General features: G+C 60.0%; 19 protein-coding genes. 8 read left to right on the top strand and 11 right to left on the bottom strand.

Annotation, left to right across the window (positions count from 1 at the left end; genetic code table 11):
• Positions 1-81 precede the first annotated feature (81 nt).
• The 6 genes from ADADOO_RS05395 to ADADOO_RS05420 all read right to left on the bottom strand — a co-directional run bounded on the left by ADADOO_RS05395 (position 82) and on the right by ADADOO_RS05420 (position 6,314).
• The gene (locus ADADOO_RS05395; RefSeq protein WP_511275664.1) at positions 82-579 is read right to left on the bottom strand and encodes a GNAT family N-acetyltransferase; all 498 of its coding nucleotides are present in this window, start codon (positions 577-579) and stop codon (positions 82-84) included.
• A complete protein-coding gene (gene ubiD / locus ADADOO_RS05400) occupies positions 576-2,039 on the bottom strand; it encodes a 4-hydroxy-3-polyprenylbenzoate decarboxylase (protein WP_511275666.1) in 1,464 nt (487 codons plus the stop codon). Before ubiD ends, ADADOO_RS05395 begins: the two co-directional genes overlap by 4 nt.
• On the bottom strand, positions 2,036-2,458 hold the full coding sequence (locus tag ADADOO_RS05405; RefSeq protein ID WP_511275668.1) for a cytochrome C: 423 nt from the start codon (positions 2,456-2,458) through the stop codon (positions 2,036-2,038). Before ADADOO_RS05405 ends, ubiD begins: the two co-directional genes overlap by 4 nt.
• Positions 2,455-3,345, bottom strand: coding sequence for a 4-hydroxybenzoate octaprenyltransferase (ubiA, locus tag ADADOO_RS05410; RefSeq protein WP_511275670.1), 891 nt, complete (start codon positions 3,343-3,345; stop codon positions 2,455-2,457). The genes ADADOO_RS05405 and ubiA overlap by 4 nt, the downstream gene beginning before the upstream one ends.
• Positions 3,346-3,372: 27 nt before the next feature.
• On the bottom strand, positions 3,373-4,134 hold the full coding sequence (locus ADADOO_RS05415; protein WP_511275671.1) for a hypothetical protein: 762 nt from the start codon (positions 4,132-4,134) through the stop codon (positions 3,373-3,375).
• Positions 4,135-4,433: 299 nt separating this feature from the next.
• Complete coding sequence (locus tag ADADOO_RS05420; protein ID WP_511275673.1) at positions 4,434-6,314, bottom strand: MFS transporter; 1,881 nt, start codon at positions 6,312-6,314, stop codon at positions 4,434-4,436.
• A 115-nt stretch (positions 6,315-6,429) separates the two neighbouring features.
• Here ADADOO_RS05420 and ADADOO_RS05425 point away from each other — a divergent pair, with 115 nt between their 5' ends.
• Positions 6,430-7,317: an alpha/beta fold hydrolase gene (locus ADADOO_RS05425; RefSeq protein WP_511275675.1), complete on the top strand. Its 888-nt coding sequence runs from the start codon at positions 6,430-6,432 to the stop codon at positions 7,315-7,317.
• A 166-nt stretch (positions 7,318-7,483) separates the two neighbouring features.
• The gene (locus ADADOO_RS05430) at positions 7,484-7,837 is read left to right on the top strand and encodes a hypothetical protein (protein ID WP_511275677.1); all 354 of its coding nucleotides are present in this window, start codon (positions 7,484-7,486) and stop codon (positions 7,835-7,837) included.
• Between the two features lie 103 nt (positions 7,838-7,940).
• Here ADADOO_RS05430 and ADADOO_RS05435 read toward each other — a convergent pair whose 3' ends face one another.
• A complete protein-coding gene (locus ADADOO_RS05435) occupies positions 7,941-10,832 on the bottom strand; it encodes a class I SAM-dependent DNA methyltransferase (RefSeq protein WP_511275678.1) in 2,892 nt (963 codons plus the stop codon).
• 249 nt (positions 10,833-11,081) lie between these two features.
• Here ADADOO_RS05435 and ADADOO_RS05440 point away from each other — a divergent pair, with 249 nt between their 5' ends.
• A complete protein-coding gene (locus tag ADADOO_RS05440; protein ID WP_511275680.1) occupies positions 11,082-12,044 on the top strand; it encodes an adenine-specific methyltransferase EcoRI family protein in 963 nt (320 codons plus the stop codon).
• Positions 12,041-13,153, top strand: a complete 1,113-nt coding sequence (locus ADADOO_RS05445) for an HNH endonuclease family protein (protein WP_511275681.1) — start codon at positions 12,041-12,043, stop codon at positions 13,151-13,153. Before ADADOO_RS05440 ends, ADADOO_RS05445 begins: the two co-directional genes overlap by 4 nt.
• A 116-nt stretch (positions 13,154-13,269) precedes the next feature.
• On the opposite strand, the gene ADADOO_RS05450 is transcribed toward ADADOO_RS05445, so the two are convergent.
• Positions 13,270-13,557 (bottom strand): DUF6471 domain-containing protein, encoded by a 288-nt coding sequence (locus ADADOO_RS05450; RefSeq protein WP_511275683.1) that lies wholly within the window; start codon positions 13,555-13,557, stop codon positions 13,270-13,272.
• Positions 13,558-13,629: 72 nt separating this feature from the next.
• On the opposite strand from ADADOO_RS05450, the gene ADADOO_RS05455 reads away from it, so the two are divergent.
• From ADADOO_RS05455 to ADADOO_RS05470, 4 genes are all read left to right on the top strand, one after another.
• On the top strand, positions 13,630-13,929 hold the full coding sequence (locus ADADOO_RS05455) for a hypothetical protein (RefSeq protein WP_511275685.1): 300 nt from the start codon (positions 13,630-13,632) through the stop codon (positions 13,927-13,929).
• Positions 13,929-14,660: a hypothetical protein gene (locus ADADOO_RS05460; RefSeq protein ID WP_511275687.1), complete on the top strand. Its 732-nt coding sequence runs from the start codon at positions 13,929-13,931 to the stop codon at positions 14,658-14,660. The genes ADADOO_RS05455 and ADADOO_RS05460 overlap by 1 nt, the downstream gene beginning before the upstream one ends.
• 56 nt (positions 14,661-14,716) lie before the next feature.
• Positions 14,717-15,892 (top strand): IS1595 family transposase, encoded by a 1,176-nt coding sequence (locus tag ADADOO_RS05465; protein WP_511275689.1) that lies wholly within the window; start codon positions 14,717-14,719, stop codon positions 15,890-15,892.
• Between the two features lie 946 nt (positions 15,893-16,838).
• Positions 16,839-17,381: a hypothetical protein gene (locus ADADOO_RS05470; protein ID WP_511275691.1), complete on the top strand. Its 543-nt coding sequence runs from the start codon at positions 16,839-16,841 to the stop codon at positions 17,379-17,381.
• An 81-nt stretch (positions 17,382-17,462) separates the two neighbouring features.
• On the opposite strand, the gene ADADOO_RS05475 is transcribed toward ADADOO_RS05470, so the two are convergent.
• From ADADOO_RS05475 to ADADOO_RS05485, 3 genes are all read right to left on the bottom strand, one after another.
• On the bottom strand, positions 17,463-18,374 hold the full coding sequence (locus ADADOO_RS05475; protein ID WP_511275693.1) for a DUF4238 domain-containing protein: 912 nt from the start codon (positions 18,372-18,374) through the stop codon (positions 17,463-17,465).
• Between the two features lie 89 nt (positions 18,375-18,463).
• Positions 18,464-18,946, bottom strand: a complete 483-nt coding sequence (locus ADADOO_RS05480) for a hypothetical protein (RefSeq protein WP_511275695.1) — start codon at positions 18,944-18,946, stop codon at positions 18,464-18,466.
• A gap of 3 nt (positions 18,947-18,949) precedes the next feature.
• Positions 18,950-19,549 (bottom strand): hypothetical protein, encoded by a 600-nt coding sequence (locus ADADOO_RS05485; protein WP_511275697.1) that lies wholly within the window; start codon positions 19,547-19,549, stop codon positions 18,950-18,952.
• Between the last annotated feature and the right edge of the window lie 533 nt (positions 19,550-20,082).

The raw sequence follows: 20,082 nt of genomic DNA on the forward strand, positions 1-20,082 counted from the left end.
CGTGCAGGCCGTAGATGAAATGGGTGAGCTGAACCAGCGAGGGGCGCACGCCCTGCAGATCGGGCTGGGGAATAGGGTCATTCATGGGGCCACCTCCGGAAGGATTTTCTGCATGAGCAGCGCGTTGCCGGCTGCCGGGTCGAGGACATACGGCGCGTAGCCGGCCTGTTGGTAGGAGGCCATCGCCCGCGTATTGTTGGACAGCACTTCGAGCGTCAGCTTGCAGCAGCCGAGCTGACGGGCGCGAGCCTCGGCCCAGGCCAGCAGCGCCTGGCCAATGCCCTGGCCGCGCCGGCCATTGAGCACGACGATGTCGTGCACGTTAAGCAGCGGCAGCGCGGCGAAGGTGGAAAAGCCGGCGAAGCAGTCGATCAGACCGACCGCCTGACCGTCGAGCCAGGCCAGCGCGCCGTGGAAACCCGGCACCTCGCGCATGGTGCGGACAAGGTTGAGCTTGGCGTAGTCGGACAGGCCATCGCCGCCACCCATCGGGTCCTGCGCGTAGTGGTCGAGCAGACCGAGCCAGATTTCAGCCTGAGCGAGGTCGGACAAGTCGAGCGGGACGACTTTGACGGTCACAAGCCAAGCTCCTGCCACATGGCATCGACGCGTTTTTTCACCCCGTCGTCCATGACAATCGGCCGCCCCCATTCGCGGCTCGTTTCGCCCGGCCACTTGTTGGTCGCGTCGAGCCCCATCTTGGAACCGAGGCCGGCGACCGGCGAGGCAAAGTCGAGGTAATCGATCGGCGTGTTGTCGACCAGCGTCGTGTCGCGCGTCGCGTCCAGGCGCGTTGTCATCGCCCAGACCACTTCCTTCCAGTCGCGGATGTCGATGTCGTCGTCCACCACGATGATCGTTTTGGTGTACATGAACTGGCGCAGGAAACTCCAGATGCCGAACATGATGCGCTTGGCGTGGCCAGGGTACTGTTTCTTGATGCTGACGATGGCCATGCGGTACGAGCAGCCTTCCGGCGGCAGGTAGAAATCGACGATTTCCGGGTACTGCTTCTGGAGCAGCGGGACGAACACCTCATTGAGCGCAACCCCCAGGATGGCCGGCTCATCGGGCGGCTTGCCGGTGTAGGTGCTGTGGTAAATCGGGTTTTTACGCATGGAAATACGGTCGACCGTAAAAACCGGGAAATTGGCCTGTTCGTTGTAATAACCGGTGTGGTCGCCATACGGCCCTTCGAGCGCCATCTCGCCGGGGTGGATGACGCCTTCGAGGACGATCTCGGCCGATGCCGGCACCTGCAAAGCCGAGCCGATACACTTGATCAGCTCGGTCTTGCCGCCGCGCAGCAAGCCGGCGAACTGGTATTCGGACAGGCTGTCCGGCACCGGCGTCACGGCGCCGAGGATGGTCGCCGGATCGCAGCCGAGCACGACGGCGACGGGGAACGGTTGCCCCGGATTGGCCAGTTGAAACTCGCGAAAATCCAGCGCCCCGCCGCGATGCGCCAGCCAGCGCATGATCACCTTGTTCGGCCCGAGCACTTGCTGGCGATAAATGCCGAGGTTCTGCCGGTTCTTGTGCGGCCCCTTGGTGACGACCAGGCCCCAGGTGATCAGCGGCGCCACGTCGCCTGGCCAGCAATGCTGGATCGGCAGGCGCGACAAATCAACATCCTTGCCCTCCCAGACGATTTCCTGACAGGGCGCGCTCGACACCGTTTTCGGCGCCATGTTCATGACCTGCTTCAAGATCGGCAGCTTGTCCCAGGCGTCCTTCAAACCCTTGGGTGGCTCGGGTTCCTTGAGATACGCCAGCAGCTTGCCGACTTCGCGCAGGGCGCTCACCGACTCCTCGCCCATGCCGAGCGCGACGCGTTTCGGCGTGCCGAACAGGTTGGCCAGCACGGGGATGGTATGCCCCTTCGGTTTTTCAAACAGGATGGCCGGCCCTTCGGCGCGCAGCACGCGGTCGCAGATTTCGGTCATTTCGAGGCGGGTATCGACCTCGACACCGACCCGTTTGAGTTCGCCGGTCTTTTCCAGCTGCGACATGAAGTCGCGCAAGTCGTGGTATTTCATCGGGTGCGATAGGAAAAGTGACAGCCGACGCAGGCTGAGGTGATATTGGGCAGCAGGGCCAGCGCCTTGTCGCGGTCGCCGGTCCTGGCGACCGCCGCGAATTCGCTGGCGGCCTGGTGGCCATCCATGCCGATGCCGTGCATGGCCGGCGGCATGTGCGGGCCAGGCCGGGCGTCAAAAGGCTTGCCGCGATGCTTGCCCATGGCCGACATGCCCAGCTTGGCCTCGGCCGCCTCGCCGGCTTCCTTGACCTTGCCAGCCGCCATCAAGGACAGCACTTCATTGACCGCGACGAGATTGTCGAGCATCTCCTGACGCAGCGATTCCTGCGCTGGCTCGGGCAATTTGGCCAGTTGGCGGGTGTCTTCGGCGAATGCCACGGTCGACACGAAAAACAGGGCAAAAATGAAAGCCTTCACGCGAAGCTCCTTCCGGAAACTACGAAATCAACAACGATACCGACAAAAATCACCAGGCCGACCCAGTTGTTGTGCAGAAAAGCCTTGAAGCAGGGCAGCCGCTCGCGGCCGCGGATCCAGGTGTAATGGACGCCCATGATGCCGGCGGCGACGACCAGACCGGCGTAGAAGGCGAGGCCGAGATGCAGCGTCCAGCCGATCCAGCCGATGATCCCCAGCGTCGCCGCATAACAGGCCATGACAGCTGCCACGTCGTAGCGGCCGAAGGTGATGGCCGAGGTCTTGATACCGATTTTCAGGTCGTCGTCGCGGTCGACCATGGCGTATTCGGTATCGTAGGCCACGGCCCAGAAAACGTTGGCGAGCAACAGCCACCACGCCTCGGTCGGCACCTCGCCGAGCTGCGCCGCGTAGGCCATCGGGATGCCGAAGCCGAAGGCGATGCCGAGATAGGCCTGCGGAATGGCGAAGAAGCGCTTGGTGAACGGGTAGCTGGCGGCGAGGAACAGCGCCGGCACGGAAAGCCAGATGACCAGCGGGTTGCCAAGCATGAGCACGAGCGCAAAGGAGAGCAGCGACAGCCCGGCGAAGAGCGCCAGCGCTTCTTTCGTTGTCACCGTGCCGGCGGTCAGCGGGCGATCTTTCGTTCGTTCGACATGCCGGTCGAAATCGCGGTCGGCGTAGTCGTTGATGACGCAGCCGGCCGAGCGCATCAGCACGGTGCCCAGCACGAAAACCCAGACCACCCACCCGTTCGGACGGCCCAGCGCCGACAGCCACAGCGCCCACAGCGTCGGCCAGAGCAGGAGCAGGATGCCGATCGGCTTGTCGAGCCGCATCAGCTTTTCGTAAAGGTCGAGTCTTTCCTTGAGGGCGGGCCAGTTCATCGGGCGATTTTACCTTGGCAAACCCACTCAGGCGGCGCTGTGCCGGCTCGCCTGCTGCCAGGCGATAACCGCCTGCCCGGCGTGGGCGAAGATGGCCTGGTAACGCTCGGCGGGCAGGGCGTGGCGCAACGCGGCGAAAAGTTGCTGCGTGCCATCCTGGGCGAGCGGCGATTTCGGCGCGATGTCGGACAGCAGGGCGATCTGGATATTGGCCAACGCATCGGCCAGCAGGCGCCAGCCGAGTTCCGGCATCTGCGTATCGAGGGCGACCATCATGCTGCCCAGCGGCTGGACGATACCCAGCACCTGCTCGGCCGTTTCGCAGGCGGCCATGGCGTGCCACAGCGCGAGGTGAATGCCGCGGCGCAGGTCCACCTTGAAATCGATGGCATCCGACTCGACCTCGGCGAGCTGCTCGAAATACCGCTGGAACAGCGTATCCTCGCGCGCCTCGAGGCGCGTGCGCAGGCCGCCGATCAACGCCGTCAGCGCATGGATGGCCTCCAGATTGAAGGCCTGCGTGTAGGCCAGCCCCCACTGGTCGAGGCCGCTGATCAGCAAGGCCAGACGCAGCGCCCGCGCCTCGTCGCTGGCCCCGGCCCGGCACCAGTCGGCACAGTGCCCCGCCACCTCGCCGAGCACGGCGACATCCGGCGCCGCATCGGCCATCGCCGACTGGCGGAAAGCCCCGGCAAACACATCCTGTGCCATGCGCGCGGCCAGCCGCTGGGTATCGGCATTGACCAGCGAGGCGAGTTGATCGGCAGGAATCCGGGCGGCTGTGGTCATGGCGAATCGAAATGAGGGAAAAACGACATTTTACCGGGGCAGAACCGAGCTGACGACGAACGCCACGGTCAACCGGGAAAAATGGCTAAAAATGAACCTGAAAACCGCAGTGAGCGCCCCTTCATGGTTCGATACGCCTTGCTGCGCAAGGCTACTCACCCCGAACGGGCTTTTCCCGATCGGGGCCCCCCGTTCGCCCCTTCGACGAGCTCTGGACGCAGCCTGAGTAGCCCACGCAGTGGGCGTATCGAAGGGTTTGGTCGCGGTCAACTGCGGTTTTCAGAATGAAATGCGGCGCCCTACAACCGTTCGCCCCGCAGGGCTGCCACCGTCGCCTGCAGGTGCTCGCGGCGGGCGTTTTCGGCGGCGACGGGCGGGCCGACGCGCAGGGTGATTTTCGCGAACATGCCGCGCCGGAACGGTGTTTTCATCGCCGTACCGTCGATGCGCGAGAAGTAGCTGCCCCACAGGCCGCTCAGCGCCACGGGCACGACCGGCACCGGGTTGGCGCCGAGGATGCGTGTGATGCCGGGGCGGAAGGTTTGCAATTGGCCGTCGCGGGTGATCTGGCCTTCGGGAAAGATGCCGACGAGGTCGCCGTTGGCCAGCGCCTGGCTGACTTCGGCGAAAGCGGCTTCCATCATCGCCGGGTCTTCCCGGGCCGGAGCAATGGGGATGGCGCCGCAGTGGCGGAAGATGAAACCGAGCAGCGGCGTCTTGAAAATGCGGTGGTCCATGACAAAGCGGATCGGCCGCGGCGCGGCGCCCATGATGATGACGGCGTCGGCAAAGCTGACGTGGTTGGCGATGAGCAGGGCTGCGCCTTCGCTCGGGATGTGCGCGAGGCCCTCGGTGCGCAGCCGGTACACGGCCTTGACGAGCAGCCAGGCGACGAAGCGGAGCAGAAATTCCGGCACCAGCCCGTAGATGTAGCCGGCGACCAGCGCGTTGAGCAGCGCGCCAAGGGCGAACAGCGTCGGGATCGACAGCCCGGCGCCGAGCAGGCTGGCCGCGCCGAGGGCGCCGACGACCATGAACAGGGCGTTGAGGATGTTGTTGGCGGCGATGATGCGGGCGCGGTGGTCGGGCGAACTGCGCAACTGGACCAGCGCGTACATCGGCACGATGAAGAAGCCGCCGAAAACGCCGAGCATCAGGAGGTCGAACAGCACGCGCCAGACAGCCGGAACGCTGAGCAGGGCGAGCAGTTCGTGCGGCGTCGTGCCAGCCAGGCCGAGCGGCGAGGCGAAGTACAGGTCAAGGCCGAACAGGGTCAGGCCGATTGAGCCGAAGGGTACCAGGCCGATCTCGACATGCTTGCCGGACAGCCGCTCGCAGAGCATCGAGCCGATGCCGATGCCGACCGTGAAGGTGGCGAGCAGCAGGGTCACCGCCGACTCGCCGCCGCCGAGCACGAAGCGGGCGTAGGCCGGGAACTGGGCGAGAAAGAGCGCGCCATAGAGCCAGAACCACGAGATGCCGAGGATGGACAGGAAGACGGTGCGGTTGTGCCGGGCGAAGGCGATGTTGCGCCAGGTTTCGGTCAGCGGATTGAGGTTGATCGTCAGTTCGGGCACCGGCGGCGGCGCGGCCGGAATGCCGCGACTGCTCGCATAGCCCACCGCGGCGACGACCAAGCCGCCGACGGCGATCCACGCCGGATGGTCGACCGAGCCGGCCAGAATCCCGCCGGCCAGCGTGCCGATGAGGATGGCGACGAAGGTGCCGGCCTCGATCAGCGCATTGCCACCGACCAGTTCATCGCGGTGCAGATGCTGCGGCATGATCGCGTACTTGACCGGCCCGAACAGCGTCGAATGGCAACCGAGCAGGAACAGCGCGGCCATCAGCACGGGCAGGCTGTGCACAAAGAAGCCGGCGGCGGCGACGCCCATGATGACCATTTCGAGCACCTTGACGAGGCGGGCGAGCCGGGCCTTGTCGTATTTGTCAGCCAGTTGCCCGGCCGTCGCCGAGAACAGGAAGAAGGGCAGGATGAAAATGCCGGCCGCCAGGTTGGCCAGCAGGCCCGGCGACAGCGTCGTCCAGTGCGCCGCTTGAAAAGTGAGCAGGACGACCAGCGCGTTCTTGAACAGGTTGTCGTTGAAGGCGCCGAGGAACTGGGTGACGAAAAAGGGCGCGAAACGCCGGGTTGTGAGGAGTCCGAACTGACCGCTCATGGTGCACCGACGGCAAAAAGAAAGAGAACGAATTTCATGCCCGGGATTCTATGCGAGTCGAGCCGCTAAAATGACGAATCAGCGCCGCCCGATTGCCGAAGAAAGCCCCCCACCGATGAAGCCTTCCCGCTCCGAATTTCTCGACCTGCCCGACGTCCGCCTGCACATCCGACGCTGGGGCAATCCCGAGGCGCCGACACTCTTTCTGCTGCACGGCTGGATGGACGTCTCCGCCTCCTTCCAGTTCGTCGTCGATGAACTGGCCCGGGAGTGGAACATCATCGCCCCCGACTGGCGCGGCTTCGGCAGTTCGGAATGGCTGAACCGGCCGTATTTTTTCGTCGAGTATCTCGGCGACCTGGAGGCCATCGTCGACCGCTACGCGCCGGACGGCCAGCTCAAGCTGGTCGGTCACAGCATGGGCGGCATTTTGTCCTGTCTTTATGCCGGCATTCGGCCCGAGCGCGTGGCGAGCGTGGTGTCGCTCGAAGGTTTTGGCATCGCACCGACGACGCCGGCGATGGCACCGGAGCGTTACCAGCAGTGGCTGGGCGCCCTGAAGATGCCGCCGCGCATGCACGCTTACGCCGACCGCGCCGCCTTTGCCCGTCGGCTGCTGCACAGCGACCGCTTCCTGAGCCCCGAGCGTGCCGCATTCCTGGCCAAGCATCTGGCCCGCGTCGGCGCCGGCGAAAACCGGTCCGGGCTGCGCCACCACGGCATCATCTGGAACGGCGACCCGTGGCACAAGGCCCCCGCCGCCTATTTGTTCCGGCTTGAGGAATCGATGGCGATCTGGAAGCAGATCACCTGCCCGGTGCTCTGGGTGGCCGGGCGGCAATCGTGGGTCGTCCGCGATTTCGACCAGCGGCCGGGCGACTGGGCAGCGCGCCAGGCCTGCTTTGCCGATGTGCAAGAGGCCTGGATCGACAACGCCGACCACATGCTGCACCACGACCAGCCAGCCGAGGTGGCGCGGATAGTCGAGGCGTTTAGCGGCTGATTGGCGTGAATCCTACGGTCGACCGGAAATAGGGGCAGAAAGGGTGTTACTACGCAGATGACCCATTGGCTTTAAAAGCAAAGAGTTAGAGCCTGTTTTCGGCAGAAAAATGAAATAGCCGCGGGACCACCCTCCCGCGGCTGCCATACCGCGATACAGTTTCTGTATGGCAAACGCACCTATCCCAACCATCCCTGACGACTTCCCTCATGGCGGCATCACAACTGCCATTGCCGGCGTTCAACCTAAGCTGGCGGCCCGTCTCATCGACGGACGCTACGTGGCGGGCGAGACCGAGGAAGAACGCCTGGAGCGATACCTTATCTGCGAAGACCTGGCCATGCAGCTCGCGGATTACTGTCGCCGCAAGGCTGGCGAGAATCCCGATTGGACGACGGAGTTCAACCTACAGCGTGCCGAGCGAGGGGTGGCATCGCACATTCGCTCCGGTCGGTGGGACATATCGATGGCCGAGAAAGATTGGGTCATGCAGCGCTGCGCAACCTTGCTTGGATGGTAAGCACACCAACCTGAGCGCTGTCGGCATGTATCGTAATCACTGTAATTTACAGTAATTACGATAATGGAGAGCACCATGTGACCTTGGTGGCCGAGGTAGGCTCCTAGCGCCCCGTGCGCTCCAGGTTGAAAGCCAAGAGGCGGCGAAGCACCTCGTCATCAGCCATCTCAGGTGTGTAGTCAGTCCAGCCATATGCAATGGCCACCGCTTTGTCCAGGTCCGCATGGGCCAACACGAGCCAGGCCGGCTGTGCATTGTAAAGATTGGTCAGCGTTCGCTTTTTGAGGTCGGCGGCATGGCCGGCTTTCGCGACAGGCCGCTTGGGGAATCCCGCACGCTCCTCCTCGGGGCTGCTAACCCAATCCACCCACTCCACTGGATTCAGCCAGGACTCCCTCAACTCATTGAGGCGTCGGGCTGCCGCTGCAATATTCTCTGCAGCTATGTGACCGGCCATACATGGCGGCGATGCATTGCCTTTTCGCGGGGCAGTGTCGCGTGGCGTGAGGCCCGATGGGAATGGGAACGTCTCGAAGCAAGTGCTCGGCGTGTAGCGTGGCCGGTCCTCGAGCGACGTGCCGAGACGCAATGCCCAAATCTCATGAAACCTGGACTGCAAGACACCAAACGTGGCGTCATCGGCACGCGTGATTACCGTCAAATTCTTATCGGCGACGCAGGTAGGCCGCATCCACGAGAAGACACGATGCTTCGCGACTTCAGGCGTGACGATAAACCGTTCAAGGCCCGCCACAGCTTTCCGCATTAACGGTCGAGACCACTGGAACAGCCACCATTGTTCATTGGTGCGGGCTTCGCGCTTGCCAACCCGTGTTGGCTGGACATGCTGCTTGGCGTAGGCAAAAGGTAGCTCGTACAAGGCAGCGGCCGACTCGGGCATGTCCGTCCCGAAGTCGATAATCCACATGTCACGGTTGCGCCGGGTAATGTCGAGCCCATTTGACCAAGGCTTCACGACCTCGTGATTAGGGCGGCCGTTCGGATTGGGCTGGCTTAGCCAGGAACGCGCCAGGTCACCCCCTATGTCGAAGGGACCCGTCTTCTGGATACCCAAGTAGGCTGTACCCGCGTTCTCCGACAGTGGCTTGGCCGCTGCCAGATTGACTCCCTCAGCGGCAGACAGGTCAGCATGGATTACCCCTACTTGCGCGCCATCCAGACGCTGGCCCGGGGGTGCTTGCTCACCGCCGAAGCAGACCAGCGATACTCGAACAGCAGCACCTTCATTCACCCACTGCTCGTCGCCCCAAGCTTCAAATATCCGACCGGAGGCTGCAATGCGGTCGAGAACCTTGCGGTTTGCGCCACCCCGAATGCTGTTGGTGGCAACCAGGCCGGCTGCTTTGCATTTTCCAGACTGGATGTGGGCTCGGGCCTTTTCGAACCAGTAAGTGACCAGGTCGGCTCCACCCGGCACACGTCCTTCGTATTCGGTTCGCAATGTCATGACGTAGTCGAGGCCGAGCTCACCACGCATCATTTTGTCACCCAAGAATGGCGGGTTGCCAACGATGGCGTCGCAAGCCGGCCACTCAGGCTCTCCGACTAGCGCCCCTGAGTCGGGGCCTCCGTCCTGAAAAATCAGCACCGCATCGCGGCACTCGATATGGTCCAGCGGCGCCAGGATTGGGTCTCGGCGGATAGCGTAGCCGTGCTTGAGCATCCATTGGATTTCGCCAATCCACACCGTTACGCGGGCCAACTCCGCGGCATAGGCATTGAGCTCGATACCCATCACGTTTGAGGGGCTGACCTCGATGCTGACTTGCCGATGCAGGCCTAGCGCTTCTGCGTCCAGGTTGGCCCTGTGTTCCAAGTCCTTGAGCGCCTTCAGGGCTAAGTAGAGGAAATTGCCACTGCCGCACGCCGGGTCGAGTACCCGGAAATTCTTCAGTGTTTCCAGGTAGCCCAAGAAAAGGCCCTCCGCCTCCCGGCGGGCAGCATTCGGCTTCTTGCCCACGTAGCCGAAGCCTGGGGCCAAGGCCTCGATGCTCGCACGAATCGCGTCCCATTGTTTCTGGAGCGGCCGGGTAATCACCGGCTCGATGAGCTTGTTGATGGTTGCAGGGTCGGTGTAATGGGCGCCCAGCTGGCTGCGGAGCTCAGGGTTGAGGCCGCGCTCGAACAAAGTGCCCAGGATGGCCGGCTCAATGTCCCGCCAGTTCATCCGTGCGGCGTCCAGCAGGTCCTCGACGTCCGCTACCGCCAGCGGTGGGATATCCACCAACTTGAACAGGCCGCCGTTGAACCAGGCGATGTTTTCGAGAGCGAAGTCACCACCGGCCTGCATGGCCCCGAACAACTGGGTTAAGCGGAGCCTGGCCTTGACGGAGTCGGGGTTCGACCGGTCCAGCACTGTCTCGAATAGCTTTTCCGGCAGGAGGCCTGCGTCTTCCGCGAACATGCAGAAAACGCACTGAATCAGGAAGTGGGCTGTGGTTAGCGGGTTCTCACCTCGTTCGGCCATTCGCAAAGCCAAGGCGCCGACCCGGGTGGCTGCGTCAGCTGTGACGGCCAGTGTGGTCTTCGCAGGCCGGAATCGTTCGGGCTCCCGGAACAACCAGCGAAGCTTCTGTAGGTTCTCCGCGGTGCCAATGTCCTGCAGGCGGATGGTGTGGGTTTCGCTGGGGGTGCCTGTGAAATGGGTATGAATCTGCAGTAGCTCGCGGTCAGACGCCACCAATAGCGGTGGGTTATCCAAGGCCAGCGCGTAGCTCATTAGTTGCTTCAGTGCGGCCGAAAGGTCTTTTCCCGGCGCCTTGTTTTCCCAGGCAAAGCAGTTGCGCTTCCAGACATCAGCCCAGCCGTGGCCGGCGCCGGTACGAGTTGCACCGCGCTCAAAGCAATAGTTCTCGGGGTCAGAGGGTTTTTCTACCCCAAGGAGGTCGCACAGGTCGAGAAAGTAGGCCTGTGCGCCAGCTCGTTCAGAGAGATGGCTGTTTTGCCACTTGGAGATGAAGTCGCTGGGAGTCACAGCATTGGCGGGTGTTGGTTGGCATCAGCAGAGAAACGTACCACGCAATCGTCATGTGCGCCAAGCGTGTGAGAGGTTTTGCCGCCAAAAATTGACATTTTGGCGAAGTGGCTATACCGAACTGCGCGTATCAATTTTCTGGCGCGCCCAAATTAAATCCGCAGCACCGAAGCCAAGGCAAAACATCGACTAGTAGTTCCAAGGACACCTCTCCCCACTAGCTAGTCGGTGCTGCTCTCCGGAGCAGTCATGGTTGAAGTTATCAACGCCAGCGGGTCCGCCGCTAGCAACTCGTCACTAAGCGCAGCGAAACGAGCAAAAAACGACGAGTTTTATACGCAGCTCACCGATATCGAAAAAGAGCTACGGCACTACAAGGAGCACTTCCGCGGCAAAGTGGTTTTTTGCAATTGTGATGACCCCACTTGGTCGTGGTTCTGGCGTTTCTTCGAAGCTAAATTTGACGCTTGGGCACTAGCCAAGCTGGTCTCAACCCATTTCGCGAATGGGAGCCCGTCGTATAAACAGGAGTACACGGGGAAGGAAAACCCTGTGGTAACTACCCCCTTGATTGGCGATGGCGACTTCCGAAGCCCCGAGTGCGTCGAAATCCTCAAGGAGGCGGATATCGTAGTCACAAACCCCCCGTTTTCGCTGTTCAGGGAGTACGTAGCGCAGCTCGTTGGGTATAAAAAGCAGTTCCTGATTATCGGTAACCACAACGCCGTAACCTATAAAGAGGTCTTCCCGCTTATCAAGGACAACCTCGTATGGGTCGGGGTGAGCCCCCGTAGCATGACCTTTAAGCAGCCAGACGGCAGCACGAAAGATGTAAACGCTTGTTGGTTTACCAACCTCCCGCACAAGAAGCGCAACGAGGAAATCATCCTATTCCGTACGTATGCCGGAAACGAACACCTGTATCCGAAGTACGACAACTACGATGCCATCGAAGTCAGCAAGGTGGTCGACATCCCAGTGGATTACGAGGGTGTAATGGGCGTCCCAATTACGTTCCTGGAAAAGTACAACCCAGCGCAGTTTGAGATTGTTTGGCTGGCAGCTGGAAACACCAGAGCCTCAGCCCCAAAAGAAATCCTAGCTCGACTTTGCTACGTGAAGAACAAAGAAGACAGAGGGGGGTGTCCCGTTATTAATGGAAAACGCACCTATGGACGGATTCTTGTCAGATATATGGGGGCAAATAAATGAAAATCACTCACCAACAAATCACAATCCGTGACCTGTACGCGGGCTTCAAGGACAGCGACGAGGCGGGAGTTACAGGATTTGGTGGCCTGCTCAATATCCGTCCCGCTTTCCAGCGCGAGTTCGTGTACAAAGACGAACAGCGCGACAAGGTCATCGACACGGTTCGCAAAGGCTACCCGCTCAACGTCATGTACTGGGCTGCCACAGTTGAGAGTCCTGGCGGTAGTCAGCAGTTTGAAGTGCTTGATGGGCAACAGCGCACCCTGAGCATTTGTAAGTACATCAGCGGCGACTTTTCCATCGACGCGATGTACTTCGACAACCTGCCACTTGACCAGCAAAACCAGATTCTGGCCTATGAGCTGACGGTGTACGTCTGCGAGGGCCCTGAAAGCGAAAAGCTGGAGTGGTTTCGAACCATCAACATCGCCGGCGCCAAGCTCACCGACCAAGAACTGTTGAACGCCGTCTACACGGGGCCTTGGTTGTCAGATGCCAAAAAACATTTCAGCAAGACGGGTTGCCCCGCCATCCTGCTGGGCGCGGACTACGTTGAGGGCTCCCCCATCCGGCAAGAAATCCTGGAATTGGCGCTCAACTGGATAAGCGAAGACAAACCGGCTGACTACATGGCCGAGCATCAGAAAGACCCTACGGCAATCGAGCTGTGGAATCACTTCAGCAGTGTCATCAACTGGGTAAAGGCAACCTTTCCCGTGAAGCGAAAAGAGATGAAGTCCGTCAACTGGGGCGCTCTGTACAGTGCGCACAAGTCCGACAAGCTCGACCCCAAGACGCTTGAAGCAAAAGTTGAGGAGCTGATGCTGGACGAGGAGGTTACCAAGAAGTCGGGCATTTACTATTACGTCCTCAATCGTAACGAACGGCACCTTAGCCTGCGAGCATTCCCTGAAAAGGTGAAGCGAGAGGCATTCACCAAGCAAAAAGGTTTGTGTGCCAACAAGGCATGCCCTGAGAAAGGGCGGGTATTCAAGCCAGACGAGATGGAGGCGGACCATACCGACCCCTGGCATGCCGGCGGGAAGTCGGTGCTATCCAACTGTCAAATGCTCTGCAAAGCGTGCAACCGGCGAAAGGGCGGTACGTAAGCGCTACTGGTCGTATCCTGGGACCACCTTGAATACTGTACAAACGTACAGTATTATTAAACCATCGTCAGCCGATGGAGGTGGTCACCATGTCGAGCAACACCCAGCCCCAAGTCTCACTTGGCGCCGACCAGAGCGACCTGGTCGACCTTCAGGATGGCCATGCACCGCAGGAAAAACGCGAGCGTGAAAGTCCCGCGATTGACCTTGTTCGCGAGCACCTTCGCCGACAAGTTCAAGCCCTGAAGCAGCAGCGCAGCCGATAAATCCTCGTAGCCCACACCGGCCGAAGCCATCTCCCGCTTCAGCAGCCGCCGGGCCTCGATATTCCAATCGCGCCGCACCGTCACCATGTGCCCAACCTTGCCTTGCCGTTCATCATTTTTGATGAAAGCGCAGTCCAAGCCGCCTGCGGAGCGGGTTTCAGCCTCTCCGAGTGACTAGACGTGGACCAGAAACAACCCAAGGTCCCCTTCATGCGCGTCGAAATCCGTCCCATGAACCTGCGTGGCAAAGCCATGACCAAAGCCGAGCGCAGCGCCCTCGCGCCCGCCCGCGGCAAACTCAAAATCTTCGAAAACCGTGTCCATGCCCTCGGACGCACCGTCCGCGTCGCCCAAGTGCTCAGCACCACCGGCGACACCGAAATCGAACTCCTGCCCGAGCTCCTGGACGCAGAAGTCCTCTGGCTCGACGGCACCGTCATCCGAATTCGGGGGATTGAGATGGTCGATGGTACCGCGTTCGGCCAGACCTGGGACATCAAGGTGCTCTGATGCTCTCCATCAGCATCCATGCCTCCTCCCCAGAAAGGGCCGACCGCTTCAACCGGCTGGCACGCCTCGATATCGTCTACGAGCGCTTGGCGCCCATCGCCGACTACAAGGTCTCGCTCCTCGAGCGTAACCAGGACGTTCGGCCTCCGCGCACGCTTCCGCAGTACCCGCGCTGGTCTGCCAGCCTTTGGGACCTCGCTGCCCGGGCTATCGCCCTCAGCCTTCCCGATGAACCGCCGGCCAATGACCAGGTGCCTGCGTTTGAACCAGGCGGCAAACGCTGCGCCTTCATCCGGGAAATGTGCGCCATCCTCGACCATGCGGCCAACGACAGCCGGAATACCCTGGGCAGTGCCCATATCAAGCAGGCGGGCCGGCAGCGTGGCATCTATCTGGCCACCTTCGATGAGCACACGCTGAAGCCCCATCGAACCGAGCCCTTCCTGTTTGCGCCCGCGTACTTCCGGCCGGCCGAGCTCCTGATGCACGCCAGCCTTCACCGACTGACGAGTGGCGATGAGCTACCGCCCCGGCCGGGCCTGTGTGCGCCATCGCCGGTGCTTGTCGAGGGCAAGCCGTACATCCCAATTCACCAGTTAGTCGAGCCTGCCCGGACAGGCTTCCGGACCTGGCTAAGCTGGTTCAGCGAGCCGGCCGTCGAGTATCCCGGAGCACCGCTCGGGATTGCGCCGGAAACCATGTACGTGAAGTTCCTGAGCTCCGCCATATGAGCGAGCCGACCACCGCCAAGCCCAAACGGCGTCGGTCCGGCACAGCAGACTGGCACATGTCCAGGGAGGCCGTCAGCCTCTCGGTGCCGCAAGTCTTCGCCTGGAGCGACCGCGAATGCCTAGACTTCATGGTCGAGGTGCGTTTTGGCTCTTGGAGTACGGTGGGCTGCCCGCATTGCGGCACGACCGGGAAGCACTACTGGCGCCCCCTCCAGAAGCGCTGGAAGTGTTCCGGCTGTGGCAGCACCTTCTCGGTCACCTCCGGCACGGTCTTCGCCGGCCGCAAGCTCCCCCTGCAGACCATTATCGCTGGCACGCTGTTGTGGTTGAACTCGGCCGCCGGCCAGCCTGCACTCGAGTTGAAGCGCCACCTCAACGTCACCTACAACACTGCCTACACGCTGCAGCACAAGCTCCGCGAGGCCTTGGTACGCGGCTATAACCAAGGGCCGCTGGCCGGCGACCTGGAGATGGATGGTGCCCACCAGTCAGGCCGGCGCGCCGCGGAAAAGCGAGGCAAGCCCCAGGGCAGCCGACCGGTGACCTCAGAAACGCCGGTCGAGGAGTTGTCGTCGATACTGACGCAGGCCGGCAAGCAGAAAGCTAAGCGGAAGGGGGCACCGAAGGGCGCCCTGGACCCCGAGTTTGGCCGGCGGTTGCCGGAGGACCGGCGCATCTTGATGGTGGTTCGGCAGCGCTCTGGTAAGAAGGGTAAAGGTGCCAACGGCACCCGTGTGGCAATTGCCCTGGCGGAGACGGCGACCGAGGCAGAAGCGGTACTGGCGACTTTCGCGGCCATCCCTGAGAGCTATCTGAACACGGATAGTTCGCCAGCGTATGCCGCTATCGGCAAGTCGTTCCTTGCGCACCGTACGGTAGAGCACGCCAAGGAGTTGTCCGGCCCCAACGGTGAGAACAACAACCAAGCTGAGGAATACAACTGGCGCTATGACCGGGCCGAGAAAGGCATCTACCTGAATGTGGAGCCCAAGTACATGCTGGACTATGCCTGTGAGATAGCGTTCCGGTCGGACACCCGGCGGTTGCCAAATGGCCAGCAGCTACGACTAGCTTTGAACGTGGCGACCAATGTTGGTGAGTCGAGGTTCTGGCGTGGATTTACGCGAGGAAACCATCGAAAGTATGAGTTGTTGCATGCGGGACCCAGACTGGCTAAGTCGAGTGGGCCCGCTAAGGGGCGCGGAACCGCACCTACAAATCCGCCCCGATAGCCAATTTACGCATCGTCAGCTAACGGCATGGTTGCTATACAAGTGCACCTCGATGAAGGAGTTCAAAATTGAAAGATTGTGCATCATGCGGCAAACATATCTCATGCCAGGCAATACTTTGTCCGAACTGTGGGCACCCACAGATGCCTATGGCGATAACCAACGGGGCTAACAGGGGCTTAGCGTTAATCAAGTTGCTCGTTGTAGTGGGCCTATTGGCGGCTATCCCAATTTTCTTTGGCTTTATAAGCCTGCGCATGGAGGTTGAGCACATTCGGACCTTCACCTATTGGAATCAAAGGGTGCTGAAGCGACTGGATGTGCCAATCTTGTCCCCTTACGCACGTCAAACTGAAGTTGGTGAAATCCAGACGTATCAACCTAGGCCCCCAAATAAACTTGTCGGGCGCTTGGAGCTTGAGCGGCGAACGCCAAATTTTGGTGACCTCTCGTCGGAAGATTGCGCAGAGCTGGTTAGCTTAAATGACATACCACCGAGTCTGTATGACGAATTGTTAAGCAAAAGCTCGTGGGACGCGGCAGAGCAATATTTTGAGGAACTAGTTCAAGAGAAAGAGCGCTTCGCATATTTCGTAGGTCGGGATGCTCTTGAGTCTCCGAGGGCTTGGATTGCATTTTTTGTTGGGGCAGCAATTCCAGGAGTGCCCATTCTTATTTGGTGGAGAGCGCGACAGCGTAGGCGAAATCAATCAACATGACTACTCAAACACCGCCAGCTACCCACATAGCCGGTATTACTCTGGTCATGGCAGGCTTCTACAAGGCCTTCCTTGACCAGTTTTTTCAAGCAATTGCGCATCGAGTTCCCTAACCAGGCTTCGCGCTCAGCCGGCAAGAAGAACAACCTATCAACTAACGCGAGTGGTGGCCCCAATACGGCTGATGCCGATAGCTATACCCAAACTCAATAGCTATCGGAGCATGTATGAACCTAGTCAGCAGAACGCTACTTGTCGTAGCGCTTACCGCCACTTCCCCGGTATTCGCCCAATCAGCGGCGGATGCGTACCTGAAAGCAACCAAGGGCTTGGGGGACCAAATAACAAACCCTGCCGCCGACTACGGGTCCTGCCTATTAGCCAACAATTTCATCTTCAATTCTGCAAATAAGTATCAAGGCAATCGCTGGGGGTTGAGAACCGCTACCGCGGCGGGTCCCCAGAGCGGGTGTGGGCTAATTTGTCAGTACATGATTGACAACAAAAACAACGTCCAAGCCATTGACATGGCTATCGCGCAGGGCAAGCCGAAGGGCTGTTTCGCCGAACTCACGATTCGGGACTTCCAGCCGTCATTTTTCTCGTGGTACGACCGAGAATTCGCGCAGCTTAGGGCTGACCCGCCTTGCTCCCAGTACCGCAAGACGGCGGACGAAATTGCGAATAGCCCGAGACATGCCGAAGCGGACAAGAAATCGGCCTTGCTGCGGCTGTTCTTTGATGCCCAGGGAAACGGCTGCCGGGCATAACCCCTCTGCTTCATGGGCATAGCGGTTGTTGAGCAGCTTCGCAAGCTACCCCAGATGACGTACGGCACCGCTAAAGGAATCCTAGCCAAATAAGCTCCCAACCTGCGCTTTGATGTCGGGTAGCAGCTCCGATAAAAAGGCCTTGTACTCTCTTGCGTTCATTGAACGCTGTCCCTCGAGAAGGCTGAAGTCGGCTTGGTTCGAGACAACAACGCAGTCAGATTGCTGATAGACCAAGTTGTTCAGCCGTTCGAGCATGTCTCTCGAGGTCATCACCACCTTGGCAGAGCGAATAGGGATGGTTAGCAGCAGCAACGCAACGCGCGGGGACAACGGAAAATAGAAGCTTGACGCGGGCTGAATAATTGGAAGGAGATTTCCCTCGGGAAAGTCAGCCGATGCGTTAATTACACAAACGGGATTGTCTGAAGTGTAGAAATAGCCGCCGGTTAACTCAGGGGCATTTACCACTACAGCCCAGTTCCGCTGCAGCATGAACTCTTGCAATCCTTGCACCTGACCTTCGCCGTTCCAGGTGTCCAATAAGATTGCTGCATGGGCCGCCGATAACGGTTGTGCGCGAGAGGCTGGGGCATCTTGCTCATGTGCAACATCAATAAACGCTTGGCATCTACTGGTGCGCAAATATTGGTAAGCAATAAACTTGGCCAATGCCCGCTTGTCGCGGATAGACAAGCGATGTCGTAGATTTAGACCGTTCGCAATGGTTTCCCGCAAAAACTCTTTATATCGCCCCTCGTAAAGACCATTAACTGTTTTTTCAATAAAGTTAGGACCGACGCATTCGGTAAGAATAGGGTTTTCATAGAAATTCTTGCGGTAGCAGATTGAGTCAGTGCTGACCGGCTTGGGCGAGGCCCCCTCCAGCCCCCTGAATCGTGCAAACACCTCGTTTTCTGAATCAGGAATGCTGAAGTTATTAAGATAAAGTTTGGGAACGATGTGTTGATTTTTTGTAAGTTGTTCGGCCATATATGCTCCTAATCGACGCATGTATAGCTAGCGACCTGCGGCATTGGAGACAAAAGGAGGACCGGGTCCTCAAGTCAGCGAGCGGCGACTTAGTCGCTCGGCGGGTGCGCCCGCCAACTCCCCACATAGCCCGTATTACTCTGGTCATGGCAGGCCTCCGCAAGGCCTTCCTTGACCAGTTTTTTCAAGCAATTGCGCACCGAGTTTCCTAACCAGGCTTCACGCTCAGCCGGCAAGTAGAAAACCAGCCGGAACTCTGCCTGCACGGCCAGGCCAATCACCGTAGTTGTCACCTCCGCCGGCGCGTAAGCCCGGAGCACCTTGAGGATTGCCTCCCGGAGTGCGCCTCGCTTCCCATATCGTCCTTGCCAGTGGTTGATTGGCTCAACCTGGGTTGGGTCCAGGCGGTCGTCGAATTTCTTGATGAGCGTGTCGCATGCGACGAGTTCGGCCTGGGCCTGGGCGAGTCTCACTTGCAGCTCGTCGACCAGCTGTTGGTAGCACTGGACGTCACGGGCAGCGCGGGCGCGGGTTTCGGCGAGGCCTTTGAGGTAGGACGGGGTTTTGCGCATAGCTTACCTGGGCAGGTCGTCTTCTTCGGGGGTGGGCTCGAGCTCGAGGTCCTCGATATCAAGAGCGCCCACGGTAAGTAGGCCGGCTCCGGCTGCAAGGGCCTGCAGGCTGACGGAAGTCGAATCAGGGGGAATCCAGCGCCAAGTACCGGGGTGTCCTGTGCATTTTTCGGGGTTGTGTGTGCGCTCGATGAGTTTGGCGCGAGCAAGCGCGTTGAGGCGGTTGTTTACGGTGTGGTGAACCCATGTTCTGCGCTCGTTGGCCGTTATGAAGAGCAGGTCGAACGTGTTTTGCAGGTGGTTGGCGATGACTGAGGTGGTCAGCTCGTTGGGGTATGCGATTTGAAGTGCTTGGAGGATGGTGAATTTAAGGGCTCCTCGTGTGCCGTAACGACCTTGCCAGCCGTTGATAGGCTCGATTTGGTTGGCTTGGATTCTCGCGTTGAGCTTGGTGATGAGTTGGTCGCAGGAGTTGCGTTCTGCTTCGACCTTAGCGATTTTCGCGGTTAGCTCATCGATGAGGGTTGCGAGCCTGCTGTATTCGGCATCGACCCGAGCCCGGGTTTCGACCAGGCCTTTCATGAGTGGGGAGAGTTTCGGCAATTGAGGGGCATCCTTGGAGGTTACCCCTCGTAAAGCGACCACCCCAGAAGCGAAAAGGGCTCAGCTTAGGCTGAACCCTTTCTTTGGGTCATCTGCGTAGTAACACCCGGCAGAAATTGAAAAAGCCGGGAAAACCCGGCTTTTTCGTGGAGACGCTGAACGAATTCAGCGGCGCTTACTCGTGGTAGGCCGTCTTCGAGGCCAGCTTGGCGGCCATGAAACAGGCGCCGAACAGGATGACCACGGTGAAGATGATGCCGACGGAAGAGAGTTCGTCCATTTTTATATGCCTCTGTTGGGGTTGGGATGTTAATCAGGCAATAAGACCAAACTCGCCGCAAAAGTTCCCGACCCACCGAAAATTTTTCGTGATTTCAATGTTGGGCAAATATTCCGGTTGACCGCGCCCCCGCAGGAAGCACCCTTGGCGTGTGGCAGTTTGAAAAACCGGCGGATTCACGCGCCGCGCGCCCGGCGAACGGTGATCGACTCGCCGCCGACGCCCCAGTTGTCGGTATCGACCTCGTCGATGA

Origin of the sequence: Azonexus sp. (assembly GCF_036170495.1) — a bacterium.
Lineage (GTDB): Bacteria > Pseudomonadota > Gammaproteobacteria > Burkholderiales > Rhodocyclaceae > Azonexus.